This is a genomic window from Exiguobacterium sp. s138 (assembly GCF_018618775.1).
Lineage (GTDB): Bacteria > Bacillota > Bacilli > Exiguobacteriales > Exiguobacteriaceae > Exiguobacterium_A > Exiguobacterium_A artemiae.
Genome location: NZ_JACSMW010000002.1, coordinates 208,142 through 222,546, shown reverse-complemented (window position 1 = coordinate 222,546; position 14,405 = coordinate 208,142). Strand labels below are relative to the sequence as shown.

Genomic DNA, 14,405 nt, shown 5'->3' with positions numbered 1-14,405 from the left:
CGTGAGCCGTCCACTTATCACTATCACTATTCTAGCCGAACTTTGCCATTCTGCCAACAACAGGGATGGTGAAAACGAAAAAAAACATCGCGCGGACCTTCTTTCGGTCCACACGATGTTCGTTTTACGGATTCAACAGCTTCTCGATTTCTTCTGTTCGGTTCGCTTTTTCCTGCCTGCCCGGTTTTTCACCTGCTTGAAGTTCATTCAAGGAATAGCCGAATGTCATCTCGAAGTGCGGATAGTCAACAAAACGTTTCCAATCCCCTCCCCATTCAAAGCCAAGCGCCTTTCCGACAGCAACGACCTCACGCCAGTCACTTTTACCGGATTGATTTCCGTCATACTCTAAATCGTAAGAAATGTCCCCGTCTATCATTTGAACGAAGTCAATCGCTAAACCATAGTTATGCATCGATTCCCCGCCCCGGGCGTTCGTCACGACTTCTCCGGCTTGCGAGCGTCCTTGTTCATACAATGCGTCCTGCTGTTTTTTCGTCCGGTATCCTTGGGTGATCCGGATGTCGATGTTGTAGCAGGAATGACTGAGACGAATCAAATCCTTGGCACCTGCACGGACTGCCGGATGAAGTTGCTTTAACTGATCCGAACTGTCGTTGATGAGACGGTTCTCACCAGCGCGGTCGCGGGGACAACTCTCCAGTCCCAGCTCCGGCTGATCGATTAAAATGCTTGGCATGCGATTAGTCGACGCTGCCAGAAAGGAGCCGATGGCAAACATGACCAGCAGGAACAAAATCCAAATGAAGATTGTTCCCCGCTTCATTAGCGGCGTAACTTCTTCCGGATTTTTTGAAGAATCGGTAATCCTGTTTCAAGCAACAGATACAACGGCTTGTTCAGGACATAGTCAAACTCTCCGATTTTTTCAATCATTTCACTGCCCCAACCGGACTTAAAGGCATACAATCCGGCATAGTGGTCATCCGGATCCGTTGACCCGCTGACACCACCAAAGTCGTATGAGAGGGCGCCGTGCGCTTTTGCATGACGCATCATGGTCCACTGCATTAAATGGTTCGGCATGAACTCACGGTATTCGTTTGACGACGCACCATACAGGTAATACGACCGTCGACCGGCTAACGTCAACAAACCGCCCGACAGAATCACTCCGTTCGGGTGTTTTGCCGCAATCGCCATCAATTCAGTTTTCGACTTCTCTGCTTTTTCAATCTGAGCAGTCGTTTGTTCCAGTCGATTATTCAAACTGTTGATTTTTTTCTCGACCGTTTCTTTTTCAAGTTGACGATGAATCTTCACCAATTCCTTCTCTGCTTGTAATAAGGCCGCTTCCGTATTTTCAAGCGCCCGGACGACATCCAATTTCGTCAAAAACAATGCCGCGTCTCCGGTTGGACGAAGATGGTCGTATAGATTTTCAAAGTAATCAAGACCGCGGATGGAGAACCCGTCGCGTTCACCCGTTTCGACCATCAGGTTGGCGAATATTTTCAACTCTTCCCGTGATGCTTCGTAACACACGATTCCTTTTCGTTCGGCCAAACGGACATTGTAACGGAACTTCGAATGGAAGCGGTCAAAGATTTCTTTTTCCGACCCTTCAAGACTTGTCTCCATCGTAAAACGCGGTTGCGCATAATCAAATCCGCCTCCGAATCCGTTGTGCTTAAACCCTAACGCCTTCATTTCTTGAAGTAAATTCGGATATTCCGTCCGATCAACGTTTGGATCGAGTTTAATTGTGATTGCTTTTCGCTTTTTCGCGACTTGGATCGCTGCATCCCGTAATGCGGCAACAGCTGCCTGATCTGTATAATCGACGACAAATCCGCGCGGAGCATAACATAACGTAAACGGTAATTTCGGAACTTTTTTAAACAATAACAGTGCGACCCCGACCAGTTGACCACTCGCTGTCCCGACCGCAATCCGTTCATGTGTCCAGCCGGTCGCTGCCTTGACGGATCCCCAAGCCGGTAACTGCAAGAGGTCTCCTTTAGGATGGGTTTTTACAAACTGTTCAAACTGAGCCTGTTCAATTTCAAGTTGTTGATAAGTCACTTCTTTTCCTCCAATTGGCGTATCATCTCTTTGACGAGTGCTTCTTCGTCGAGGGGTGTTTTCTCATCCCCAATGATTTGATATTTTTCATGCCCTTTTCCTGCCAGGATGACGATGTTATCCGGACGGGCGAGGCTCGCTGCATAGCGGACCGCTTCTTCCCGGTCTCCGATTTCAACGAATTGATCGTGAAGCATTCCGGAGGCGATACCGGATGTAATCGACTCATACGATTCAAAACGGGGATCGTCCGTCGTGATGACGACAGTTCCCGCATACGTCGATGCAAGTTGACCCATCATCGGCCGTTTCGTCACATCGCGATTACCGCCTGTTCCAATCAAGAAGATAATGTTTTCTTTCGGAACATCGACCAGTGCTTTCAGACATTGTTCAATGCCGTCCGGCGTATGGGCATAATCCACATAAATGTTGTACCCGTCAATCGGCAATCGTTGCATCCGGCCTTTTGCCGGCTGTATCTGAGTGATCGCATTCGAAATCTCAGTTAAACTGTAGCCGATTGACAGCAGGATACCCGTTGCAAGCAGTAAATTATAGACATTGAATCGACCGATGAACTGAACGGTCAATTCGACTGCCTGCTCTTGATAGACCATCGTAAAGGTCGTTTCCTGAAGGGTTTGTGTAATATTTTTAGCCTGTAAGTCGGCCGGCTGCTCAATGCCATATGTCAGTACGCGGGCACCCGTCATCATCTCAAATAAATGGCTGATCTCATCATCTGCATTCAAGACTGCTACTTTCTTATCCGACAGCCGTTGTCCGAGTTGCGCAAAGAGCAGACCTTTTGCTCGTGCATAGTTCTCGAACGTCTTATGGAAATCCAGGTGGTCGTGCGTCAAATTCGTAAACCCAGCAACATCAAAATCCGTTCCGGTCACACGACCGAGCTCTAATCCATGCGAAGAAACTTCCATGATGACGTCTTCGACGCCCTCTTGATGCATCTGATGGAAAAAGGCCTGTAATTCCGAACTTTGAGGTGTCGTGTTGCGACTCGGGACGACCCGGTCCCCAATTTTGACTTCAACGGTACCAATGATTCCCGTTTTCCGCCCCAGCTGAGCCAAGACGTCACGTACGATGGTCGTCGTCGTTGTTTTTCCGTTCGTTCCAGTGATTCCGATCATCCGCATCTTTTCAGAAGGATAATCATAAAACTTCCCGGCAAGTTCTGCCATCGCTCGGGTTGTACTCCGGACAAGAATGACAGGAATCGTCACATCGAGCAACCGTTCTGACACGATGGCGACAGCCCCCTGTGCTTCGGCCTGTTTGGCATAATCGTGTCCATCCACTGTATAACCTTTAATGGCGACAAATAACGTTCCCGGCTTCACATCACGTGAATCGGTTGTTAAGGAGGTCACGACTGCCTCTACCATACGTTCCGTTTTTTGAGTCTGAATGACTTCGATTAGTTCAGCTAAATTCAAGGGTATTCCTTCTTTCTCAACAACTTGTTTTTCAATTACATGCTATTTCAGTGTAGGGTAAGCCTCACTCGGTTTCAAGGTCTGCCTCATCGATTTCCGGCAAGATGTATGCTTTCGCCGGCGGTTCACTAAAGATATACGCAATCATTTCCTGAACGTCAGCAGGCGTAATCTGCTCCACTTCCGTAAGAACATCTTCTAATGTCGGATGCATGCCAAGATGGAGTTCATTCCGGGCATTACGGTTCATGTGACTCGATATACTCTCATTTCCTAAAATCAATGATCCTTTTAACTGCTCGATGCCGTCTTCCAGCTCTTTCGTTGTCAGACCATGTTCGAGCAACTGTTTGATTTCCGCCGAAAGAACCGTCTCGACTTCTTCCAACGTTTCTTTTGATGTCCCGACATAAATCGTAAACGTTCCATGATCATCAAACGTCGTATAGTACGAAAAAACGGAATAGGCCAATCCGCGGTCTTCACGAATCGATTGGAACAGACGGCTCGACATCGTCGCCCCAAATGCATTATTGAGTAAGGCAAGCGTCGGTAAACGGTCGTCAGCAGACGGAATCGCCCGGAAATTATAACAGACATGCACTTGTTCCGTGTCTTTTTCTTTCCGTAACGCGTCACTTTTTAAGACAGGTTCAGTAATTTGTCGGATCTTGCCACTTGACTGCAACGAACCGAATCGATTTTTAATTTGTGTAATCAGTTCATCTGTCACATGTCCTGCAACGGAAATAACGATTTGTTCCGGTGCATAGGCTTCTTGCAGGTATTCGACAATCATTTGCCGGCTGAGTTGTTTGACGCTCTCCTCTGTACCGAGAATCGGGCGTGCCATCACGTCTTCTCCGTAAGCCGCAACGGCTAACAGTTCATGTACAAGGTCGTCCGGTGTATCTTCATACATTTTAATTTCTTCAATCACGACACGTTTTTCTTTTTCGAGTTCCTCTTCATTAAAGGTTGACTCCAAAAACATGTCTGCCAAAACATCAAACGCCGTAATGGCATGTTCGTCCAATGTCTTCACATAATAGCAGGTCTGATCTTTACTCGTGAATGCATTAATATTACCACCCAAGCGGTCAAAATAAACGGCAATTTCTTTTGCCGATTGTTTTTTTGTTCCTTTAAACATCATATGTTCAATCAAATGGCTGATTCCATGCTCTTCTTTTGTTTCCGTCCGTGAACCAGCTTTAATGAAAATTCCGGTTGCCACACTTCGGGCGTTCTCAATCCGTTCACTGACAATTCGAACGCCGTTCTCTAATACGAGTCTTTCGACCATCGTTCATTCCTCCTTGAAATATGAAACAAGGTGGCCCGCGGTGCACGTATTCGCACCGTTGAGCCACCTTTGTTTTCATTAGTTACGACGTGGTGGACGTTGTCCGTCACGTGGTGGGCGAGATCCAGTATCCCGACGCGGCGGGCGGCTGTCACGCTCTGTTTTTTTCTTTTCATCATATGCGGCACGATCTTCTGGACTCATACCTTCCACGAGAAGGACTTTATGCGACGCATTGACACGTCCTTTATCATCGACTTCCGTGACACGTACTTTCAATTTATCGCCTAATTTGACGACATCTTCGGTTTGACCAACACGTTCAAGCGCCAGTTCCGAGATATGCACGAGGGCATCTTTCCCTTTGAACAATTCGACGAAAGCTCCGAATTTTTCGACGCGGCGAACCGTACCGTCAAATTCTTCTCCGATGACGACTTCACGAACGATATCTTCAATCAACTGACGCGCACGGTTGATACCGTCTTGATCCGTTGACGCGATAAAGACTGTGCCGTCTTGATCGATATCGATTTTGACACCTGTCTCATCGATGATACCGTTGATGACTTTACCGCCGGGCCCAATCACATCACGGATTTTATCAGGATTGATTTTCAATGTGACGATTTTTGGTGCATATTTAGACAACTCGACACGTGGTTCAGCAATGACTGAATTCATGTGTTCCAGGATGTGTAAACGACCAAGACGTGCTTGTTCAAGCGCCTCTTCTAAAATCTGACGCGTGATTCCGCCAATCTTCATATCCATTTGCAAAGCCGTCACACCATCTTTTGTTCCAGCAACTTTAAAGTCCATATCGCCGAGGTGATCTTCCATTCCTTGGATATCTGTCAAGATTGAGTAATTTTCGCCTTCTTTGATCAAGCCCATTGCAATTCCGGCAACCGGTGCTTTCAACGGCACACCCGCATCCATCATCGCAAGAATTGATCCACAAATTGACGCCTGTGAAGACGAACCGTTTGATTCGAGGACTTCCGAAACGAGACGAATCGTGTACGGGAAATCTGTTTCTGACGGAAGAACCGGTAACAAGGCACGTTCACCGAGTGCTCCGTGACCAATTTCACGACGACCTGGTGCGCGCATCGGACGAGCTTCCCCGACAGAGAACGGCGGGAAGTTATAATGGTGCATAAAACGTTTCTCTGCTTTAAGTCCAAGACCGTCAATGATTTGTGCATCTCCAGCAACACCAAGCGTTGCGACGGACAAGACTTGTGTTTGACCGCGTGTGAACAGACCTGAACCGTGTGCCCGTGGCAACAGTCCGATTTCCGAATCAAGCGGACGGATTTCAGCAAGACCACGACCATCTGGACGGACTTTATCTTCTGTGATCAAGCGGCGGACTTCTGTCTTAACGAATTTATTTAAGACACCGGATACTTCAGCTAATTGAGCTTCCGTAATTGAGTCATCCGCTGCGTACTGATCGATATATTTCGAAATGACTTCATTGATAGCAAGATCACGTGCTTGTTTTTCTTCGACTTGAACGGCTGTCGTGACTTCTGCAAGCGCCTCTGCTTTCAAGCGGTTGACGAGTGTTTCGTCAAACGAAGCAACCGTGTAAGCGAACTTTTCTTGTCCGACTGCTGCGACGATTTCTTCTTGGAACGCAATCAATTCCTTAATGACGTCATGTCCGAGGAGAATCGCTTCAAGCATTGCTTGTTCCGAAACTTCTTTTGCTCCGGCTTCTACCATGTTGACCGCATGTTTCGTTCCGGCAACTTGAAGGTCGATATCACTTTCAGATGCTTGACTCATCGTCGGATTGATGATGAACTCACCGTTCACACGACCAATCGTCACGCCGGCAATCGGACCGTCAAATGGAATGTCTGAAATCGACAAAGCAATCGATGCCCCAATCATTGCTGCCACTTCCGGTGAATTATCTTCGTCAGAAGACAAAACTGTCGTTGCGACTTGGATATCATGACGGAAACCGTCTGGGAACAACGGACGGATCGGACGGTCAATCAAACGTGATGTCAAAATCGCATTTTCACCCGGACGTCCTTCACGTTTTAGGAAACCACCTGGAATCTTACCTGCTGCATATAGTTTTTCTTCATAGTTCACAGTTAATGGGAAGAAATCTAAGTCTTTTGGTTGTTTGGATGCGACGACCGTCGCAAGGACTGCTGTCTCACCGTAACGGATCAATGCTGCTCCGTTTGCTTGTTTGGCCAGTTGACCGATTTCAATTGTTAATGGACGTCCACCGAGTTCGGTCGAAAACGTCTGCTTTGTTTGTGACATGCACAAATCCCCTCTCACTTCTATCCGTTTTTTCATTCAAATCTAATTATGGATGTTCTTGCGCCAAATGTCCATGAATCGGCAAAAAAAAGAAGCAGGAGACGATGCTCCTGCTTCCTTGTTGGTCTGTTCGGATTAGCGACGAAGACCAAGACGCTCGATCAATGAACGGTAACGTGAAACATCCTTGTTACGAAGGTATGTGAGCAAGTTACGGCGACGACCAACCATTTTCAAGAGACCACGACGTGAGTGGTGATCCTTTTTGTGTGTACGTAAGTGATCGTTTAAAGTTGTGATCTGTTCAGTTAAAACAGCAACTTGTACTTCCGGCGAACCAGTATCGCCTTGTTTCGTAGCATAAGCTTCGATAATTTCGTTTTTACGTTCTTTAGTGAGTGCCATTGTCACTCCACCTCCATCTTTTGAATGACCGTATTGCCGAGCATCGGATGGTGAGACCTGATGCCAAGCCAACCGGCTGTACGTATTCGTACTGACTCATCATAACGAACCCGTCATCGTCTGTCAAACCGTTAATGCTTGCATCGCATGAATTTTATCTTGGGCAAGCTGTGTTTTTAAGCTTTCAATCCCGTCAAACGCACGTTCATCGCGTAAGTATGCCATCCACTCGAGTTTCAGTTCTTGTCCATATAAATCCTCGTCAAAGGCAAGCAAGTGGGTTTCGATGCTGACTTCTCCCGTCTCATAAAACGTCGGTCTCCGTCCGATATTCGTCATCGCCGGAAACTTGCGCCCGTCTTCAAGATGGACGAACGTCGCATAGACCCCAAGTTTCGGAATGACATAGGCAAATTCCGGACGGATGTTGGCCGTCGGAAAACCAATCTGCCGACCTCGGGCGTCACCGTGAATGACAATCCCTTTCGTTTGATACGGTTCCCCTAATAACAGAGCTGCTTCCGCGACCGCTCCATCCGCAAGCAAACGACGAATCCGTGTCGAACTGACCTTTTCATCGTCTGCCTGATGTTCGGAAACCGTCGTATGATCAAATCGTCCACGGCTGTGGAAATCAAGCGTCGCCATCTTGCCTGCCCCGAACCGTCCATACGAATAATCAAATCCGGCCACAATGTGGCGTGCTCCGGCAGCAATTAAATAATGATCGACGAAATCTTGCGGAGACAGTTCGGAAAAAGCGACTGTAAATTCGATGACATATACCCGGTCAATGCCGAGTTGTGCCATTTTTTCGAGTTTCCGGTCAAGTGGCGTAATGTAGAGAATCTGTTCCGTCCCGTTGCCAAGAACTTGTTTCGGATGAGGATCAAACGTCATCACTGCTACTGGCAGATTGAGCTCACGGCTTTTTTCAATTGCGGTTTGTAAAACACGTTGGTGTCCAAGATGAACACCGTCAAAAAATCCGAGTGCGATGACCGCCGGATCTTCTGTTGGTTGTTCTGGGTATGTTAAGTGAATGATGTCCATTCCTGATCGCTCCGATCCTAATCGATTTGTAACATGACTTCAACGCGTCCCATATTGATCTCGGAATCAAGCCGGTAGATCGCTAAAGGAATGCCCTCTTCATTATAGACAGTAAATCGTTCAAATTCGACCGGAATGCCTGGTAATTTTGCCCCATTCAATACACGAGCCGCCGTCTCGGCATTTACAGTCAACCGCGGCCACTTTTGAATGACTTGTTCAATCGGTAAGACGTACTGCATCCGCTCTTCGACAGTCTCACAGGCTTCAAGCGTAGCTAGCGTCACTGCTTCTGTTTCAGACATCATTCCTGAACTCGTCCGGCGCAACTCACTCATATGAGCCGCATAACCCAACCGTTCACCGATTTCAACGGCAAGCGTCCGAATATAGGTTCCTTTTCCGCAAGTAATCTCGATTTGAAACCGGCAGAGTCCGTCTGCAAAGGTCAGCCCGGATGTCCGTTCCAACGTATCAATTTGAACTGTTCGGGTCGGACGTTCCACTTCGATGCCTTTACGGGCATATTCATACAATTTTTTCCCGTTCACTTTGACCGCCGAATAATATGGTGGAGTCTGTTCAATCTGTCCGGTCAATTGCTGTAGAATTTCATCTACTTGTTGCTCCGTAATTGACGCGGGCGTGACCGGTGTTTCGCGGACGGTTTCACCGTGGGCGTCTTCGGTCGTCGTCGCATATCCGATTGTCACTTCTGCCACATATCTCTTTCCTTCGTCTGTAATGAAACGTGCAAGTTTTGTAGCACGTCCGAGACAGATCGGTAAGACACCTGTCACTTCCGGGTCAAGTGTTCCGGTATGCCCGACTTTTTTTGTCTGAAAGAGCCGGCGCAGTCGAAAGACACAGTCGTGACTGGTCATGCCTGCCGGTTTGTCCAGCGGTAATACTCCTATGGGTTCCATCTTTTTCCCTCCTAAAAAAGGGCAACCACACCTGTGGTTGCCCTCGTCTTGTTAATCCTTGTTCAAGTTCCGGAGCAACTCATCAATCCGTGATCCATACTCGACAGATGTATCGATCTCAAACAGCAATTCAGGTGTCTTGCGTAAACGGATGCGTGATCCGATTTCTTTGCGCATGAACCCTTTTGACTTTTCAAGACCAACGCGCGCTTCTTCGCGCACTGTTTCATCACCGAGCACCGAATAAAAGATCGTTGCTTGTTGTAAGTCGCCTGTGACTTCAACACCAGTTACCGTAACCGCCTTGACACGCGGATCGTTCACATCTTTGATCAACATTTGCGTAATTTCTTTACGCACCTGTTCTGCTACACGATTGGAACGTACGCTCATTCTATATCCCTCCAGTTCGGATTCTGATCCGTTCTGTTACTTACGTTTTACTTCTTCCATGATGAACGCTTCGATGACATCGTCGACTTTGATGTCGTCGTACCGTTCAATCTTAATTCCACACTCGTAACCGGCTGCGACTTCTTTAACGTCGTCTTTGAAGCGGCGCAACGTATCGAGTTTTCCTTCGTAAATAACGATGCTGTCACGGACGACACGAACACCTGCAGCACGTGTTAACTTACCTTCTGTGACATAACCACCTGCGATCGTTCCGACTTTCGAGACTTTGATGACGTCACGAACTTCAGCTTGACCGATAATTTTCTCAACGAATTCAGGATCAAGAAGACCTTTCATCGCTTGTTCGATTTCTTCGATGGCATTGTAGATGATTTTGTGAAGGCGAATCTCAACCTTCTCTTGGTCTGCCATCGATTTAGCGTTACCATCCGGACGGACGTTAAAGCCGATGATGATCGCGTTGGCTGCTGAAGCCAAGATGACGTCACCTTCTGTAATCGCACCAACACCTGAGTGGACGATGTTGATTTTCGCGCCTTCGACATCGATTTTCTTGAGTGAACCGGCAAGTGCTTCGACAGAACCTTGAACGTCACCTTTGATGATGATGTTAAGATCTTTGACTTCGCCTTCTTTGATCCGGTCGAAGAGATCTTCTAAGCTGACTTTCGCTGAATCGCGGCGTTGTGCCTCGATTTCGCGTTGGTAACGTGCTTCCCCGATTTGACGGGCTTTTTTCTCATCTTCAAACGCAAAGAATTGATCGCCGGCTTTTGGCACGTCGTTTAATCCTGTGATTTCGATTGGTGTCGATGGACCGACTTCTTTGACACGACGACCGATATCGTTGACCATGGCCCGGATACGACCGAACGTATGACCGACAACGATTGGATCGCCGACACGAAGTGTTCCGTGTTGGACAAGCAATGTCGCGACTGGTCCGCGTCCTTTGTCGAGTTTCGCTTCGATGACTGTTCCGCGTCCGTGCATATCCGGTGTTGATTTGTATTCTTGGACTTCCGAAACAAGCAGAATCATTTCGAGTAACTCGTCGATTCCGTCTCCCTTAAGTGCTGAAACCGGTACGAAGATCGTGTCGCCGCCCCAGTCCTCGGCAACGAGTTCGAATTCCGTCAATTCTTGTTTGACACGGTCCGGGTTAGCGCCTTCTTTATCCATCTTGTTGACTGCAACGATGATTGGAACACCGGCTGCCTTCGCATGGCTGATGGCTTCTTCCGTTTGCGGCATGACACCGTCATCCGCTGCGACGACGATGATTGCGATGTCTGTGACATCTGCTCCACGTGCCCGCATCGTTGTAAACGCGGCGTGACCTGGTGTATCGAGGAATGTGATTTTTTTCCCTTCGATTTCAACTTGGTAAGCCCCGATGTGCTGTGTGATTCCGCCGGCTTCGCCTGCTGTGACTTTCGTGTTTCGGATCGAGTCCAGCAATGTCGTTTTACCGTGGTCGACGTGTCCCATGATCGTAACGACCGGTGGACGTTCTGACAATTCGTAGTTATCGAGATTCAATTCGTATGCATCGAAGTCTGTTTCATCGACTTGAACCGTTTTCTCGACTTCAAATCCGAAGTCAGAAGCAAGCAATTCAACTGTCTCATCATCGAGATCTTGGTTAATGGTCGCCATAACGCCCATTCCCATCAATTTCATGATGAGTTCGTTTGGTTTTTTATCCATTTTTTCAGCCAATTCGCCGACTGTTAAGTTGTCTGCATATTGAACGACGTTCGCCATTGCTTCTTCTTGCGCCCGACGTGCTGCTTTTCGTTGGCTTGATTTTGAATTTGGATCTGCTACTTCCAATTTACGTGGTTCTACTTTCTTCTGGGGACGACGTTTTCCACCGCGGTTATTACGGTTTCCGAATTCTGGACGTCCGCCTTTTGAATTGCGTGATTGGTTCCCTGCTGGTTTGTTAGTTGTTCCTGGTCTGTTCGGTTTATTGTCTGATTTCACTTGTTTTGGAGCCTCCGTTTTTTGGACCCGATGTTTCTCGGGATTAAATACTTTGTCGAGTTGCTGTACTGTCTGTTCATCTAAAACCGCCATGTGATTCTTGACCGGTTTTTCCAGTTTTTCGAGCTGGGCGATGACCTGCTTACTCGTTACATTCTGTTCTTTCGCGAATTCGTATACACGTTTACCCAAAAGATCCACCTCCAGTTAATCGTTCGAGAGGAGTTCTGTTAGCTTTTTCGCAAATCCGGCTTCGTTGACTGATACGACTACACGCGCATCTTTCCCAAGTGCATGTCCAAGAATGTTTCGATCTCCGACTTCGATGTACGGAACACGATAACTTGTACATTTATCCGTCACTTTCTTACGCGTGGCAGCCCCCGCATCTGCTGCTAAGAGGACGAGTTTGGCTTGTCCTCCCCGTACTTCTTTCAGTACGAGTTCTTCTCCAGTCGTCACTTTCCGCGCTCGGTTCGCGAGACCAAGGAGCGATTCCCATTTACTCATGTGTACCTCCCGCGATCGCAAGCAATTGATCATATAACTCATCTGTTGTCTTGACTTTCAGATGATGATCGAGTGTGCGCTTCTTTTTGGCTGTCGCAATGACAGTTGCATCTTTCGTCAAATAGGCGCCTCGCCCATTCATTTTACCATTAAGATCGACGACAACCTCACTGTCAGGTGTCCGGACGACCCGAATTAACTCTTTTTTAGGACGCATTTCTTGTGTGATGACACATTTGCGTAATGGTACCTTTTTTTGCACGAATTATTCCTCGCCTTCGACTTGGACCGTTTCCACGTCAACTGCTTCTGCTGTCGCAGGTTCGACTTTCATGAAGACATCCTTCAATTCCATCGATTCTGCTTCTGATTCGCTCTTGATGTCGATTTTCCATCCTGTCAACTTGGCAGCCAGACGGGCATTTTGACCGCGTTTTCCGATTGCGAGTGACAATTGGAAGTCAGGGACGACGACGATTGTTGCTTTAGCCGGTTCGTTGACGTATACAGCAACAACTTGTGCCGGGCTTAAAGCATTGGCAACGTATTCTTTCGGATCATCTGAATAACGGACGATATCAATCTTTTCACCGTTCAATTCGTTGACGATGCGTTGAACACGTGCGCCTTTTTGACCTACACATGCGCCGACAGGATCGATTTCGTCAGAAGCAACGGCAATTTTCGAACGGTCGCCGGCTTCACGTGCCACCGACTTCACTTCGACTTCGCCGCTCGCGATTTCCGGTACTTCGATTTCAAACAGTCGTTTTAATAAGCCCGGGTGCGTCCGCGATACGAGAATCGATGCGCCTGATCCTTTGACCATCGGATCGACTTTCGTCACGTATACTTTGATGTATTCCCGAATTCCAAAACGTTCATTCGGCATCTGTTCGTGTGTCGTCAAGACCGCTTCAATACCTTCGAGGTTAACGTATAGATTACGCGCATCTTGACGTTCGACCATCCCCGTCATGATTTCATCTTCCCGGTCGGCGAAATGATTGTAAATGCGTTCCCGTTCTGCTTCGCGCATCTTTTGTGTGACGATTTGTTTGGCCGTTTGTGCTGCAACACGTCCAAAATCACCTGGTGTCACTTCAACTTTGTGGAAATCACCGAGTTCATACGTCGGATCGATTTCGTGTGCTTCCTCGAGTGAAAGCTGTTCTTCCGGCTGCGTCAAGCGTTCAACGACCTCTTTCAAGGCGAAGACACGGATATCTCCTGTCTGTTGATCAAACTCGACTTTTACTGCCTCCGACTCTTTTCCAAAGTTGCGACGGTAAGCGGAAATCAATGCCTGTTCGAGCGCATCGATGATGATATTCTTATCAATCTCTTTTTCTTTAGCGATTTGTTCGATTGCTTCAAGTAACTGTGGTCCCATCGTTCTCTTCCTTTCCTTAGAACACTACCGCAAGCCGCGCCATCGCGATCTTGTTCACCGGTATTTCAATTTTCAATTTACGTGTCTTCACACGGACTTCGAGTTCCAGCATTTCTTCAGAATAAGTCAGTAATGTGCCTTCGAATTCTGTTGCGTCTTTAACCGGGTCATGGGTTTTGATATAGACATGTTTCCCGATTGCCTTCTCGAAATCCTCAGTTTTTTTGAGTGGTCGTTCGGCACCTGGACTCGCAACATCTAAATAGTAGGGTTCGTCGATCGGATCATCCTGGTTCAATGCTTCCGACAACTTTTCATTGATGTTGACACAGTCTTCCAGGTCAACGCCACCGTCTTTATCGATGGAGACACGTAGGAACCAATCCGCCCCCTCTTTGACGAATTCGACGTCGACAAGCTCCATCCCCTCACGTTCTACGATCGGTTTTGCGAGTTGTTCGACCTTCTCAGTTACGTTCGTCATCTTCATCCTCCTTCAAAAAACCAACAAGAAAGGAGCAGGTCCCCCTACTCCTTCCAAGTCGTAGTATAAAAAACATTTCCTTACTCAATATAGCATAATGCACCGTCTTAAGCAAGCA

Annotated in this window: 14 protein-coding genes; all 14 read right to left on the bottom strand. The window is 47.5% G+C overall.

Annotated elements, in window-relative coordinates; all coding sequences use genetic code 11:
• Positions 1–124 precede the first annotated feature (124 nt).
• Positions 125–787 carry a M15 family metallopeptidase gene (locus KNP91_RS04925; RefSeq protein WP_214848904.1) on the bottom strand — a complete coding sequence of 221 codons (663 nt, stop codon included), beginning with the start codon at positions 785–787 and terminating at the stop codon, positions 125–127.
• Positions 787–2,046, bottom strand: a complete 1,260-nt coding sequence (locus KNP91_RS04920; protein ID WP_012370699.1) for a lipid II:glycine glycyltransferase FemX — start codon at positions 2,044–2,046, stop codon at positions 787–789. Before KNP91_RS04920 ends, KNP91_RS04925 begins: the two co-directional genes overlap by 1 nt.
• Positions 2,043–3,506, bottom strand: a complete 1,464-nt coding sequence (locus tag KNP91_RS04915; protein ID WP_012370700.1) for a UDP-N-acetylmuramoyl-L-alanyl-D-glutamate--2,6-diaminopimelate ligase — start codon at positions 3,504–3,506, stop codon at positions 2,043–2,045. Before KNP91_RS04915 ends, KNP91_RS04920 begins: the two co-directional genes overlap by 4 nt.
• A 64-nt stretch (positions 3,507–3,570) precedes the next feature.
• Positions 3,571–4,812 (bottom strand): M16 family metallopeptidase, encoded by a 1,242-nt coding sequence (locus tag KNP91_RS04910; protein WP_214764159.1) that lies wholly within the window; start codon positions 4,810–4,812, stop codon positions 3,571–3,573.
• 78 nt (positions 4,813–4,890) lie between these two features.
• Positions 4,891–7,110, bottom strand: coding sequence for a polyribonucleotide nucleotidyltransferase (gene pnp, locus KNP91_RS04905; RefSeq protein WP_214764152.1), 2,220 nt, complete (start codon positions 7,108–7,110; stop codon positions 4,891–4,893).
• Between the two features lie 135 nt (positions 7,111–7,245).
• Positions 7,246–7,515, bottom strand: coding sequence for a 30S ribosomal protein S15 (rpsO, locus tag KNP91_RS04900; RefSeq protein WP_012370703.1), 270 nt, complete (start codon positions 7,513–7,515; stop codon positions 7,246–7,248).
• Positions 7,516–7,638: 123 nt separating this feature from the next.
• Complete coding sequence (locus KNP91_RS04895) at positions 7,639–8,568, bottom strand: bifunctional riboflavin kinase/FAD synthetase (RefSeq protein ID WP_012370704.1); 930 nt, start codon at positions 8,566–8,568, stop codon at positions 7,639–7,641.
• Between the two features lie 17 nt (positions 8,569–8,585).
• Complete coding sequence (gene truB, locus KNP91_RS04890; RefSeq protein WP_214848902.1) at positions 8,586–9,494, bottom strand: tRNA pseudouridine(55) synthase TruB; 909 nt, start codon at positions 9,492–9,494, stop codon at positions 8,586–8,588.
• A 51-nt stretch (positions 9,495–9,545) separates the two neighbouring features.
• Positions 9,546–9,887 carry a 30S ribosome-binding factor RbfA gene (rbfA, locus tag KNP91_RS04885; RefSeq protein ID WP_012370706.1) on the bottom strand — a complete coding sequence of 114 codons (342 nt, stop codon included), beginning with the start codon at positions 9,885–9,887 and terminating at the stop codon, positions 9,546–9,548.
• Between the two features lie 36 nt (positions 9,888–9,923).
• Positions 9,924–12,092 carry a translation initiation factor IF-2 gene (gene infB, locus KNP91_RS04880; protein ID WP_012370707.1) on the bottom strand — a complete coding sequence of 723 codons (2,169 nt, stop codon included), beginning with the start codon at positions 12,090–12,092 and terminating at the stop codon, positions 9,924–9,926.
• A 15-nt stretch (positions 12,093–12,107) separates the two neighbouring features.
• Positions 12,108–12,410 (bottom strand): YlxQ family RNA-binding protein, encoded by a 303-nt coding sequence (locus KNP91_RS04875; RefSeq protein WP_012370708.1) that lies wholly within the window; start codon positions 12,408–12,410, stop codon positions 12,108–12,110.
• Entirely contained in the window at positions 12,403–12,672 is a 270-nt protein-coding gene (rnpM, locus tag KNP91_RS04870; RefSeq protein ID WP_214764127.1) for an RNase P modulator RnpM, read from the bottom strand. Before rnpM ends, KNP91_RS04875 begins: the two co-directional genes overlap by 8 nt.
• A 3-nt stretch (positions 12,673–12,675) precedes the next feature.
• On the bottom strand, positions 12,676–13,803 hold the full coding sequence (nusA, locus tag KNP91_RS04865; RefSeq protein ID WP_214764120.1) for a transcription termination factor NusA: 1,128 nt from the start codon (positions 13,801–13,803) through the stop codon (positions 12,676–12,678).
• A gap of 16 nt (positions 13,804–13,819) precedes the next feature.
• Entirely contained in the window at positions 13,820–14,287 is a 468-nt protein-coding gene (gene rimP / locus KNP91_RS04860) for a ribosome maturation factor RimP (protein ID WP_012370711.1), read from the bottom strand.
• Between the last annotated feature and the right edge of the window lie 118 nt (positions 14,288–14,405).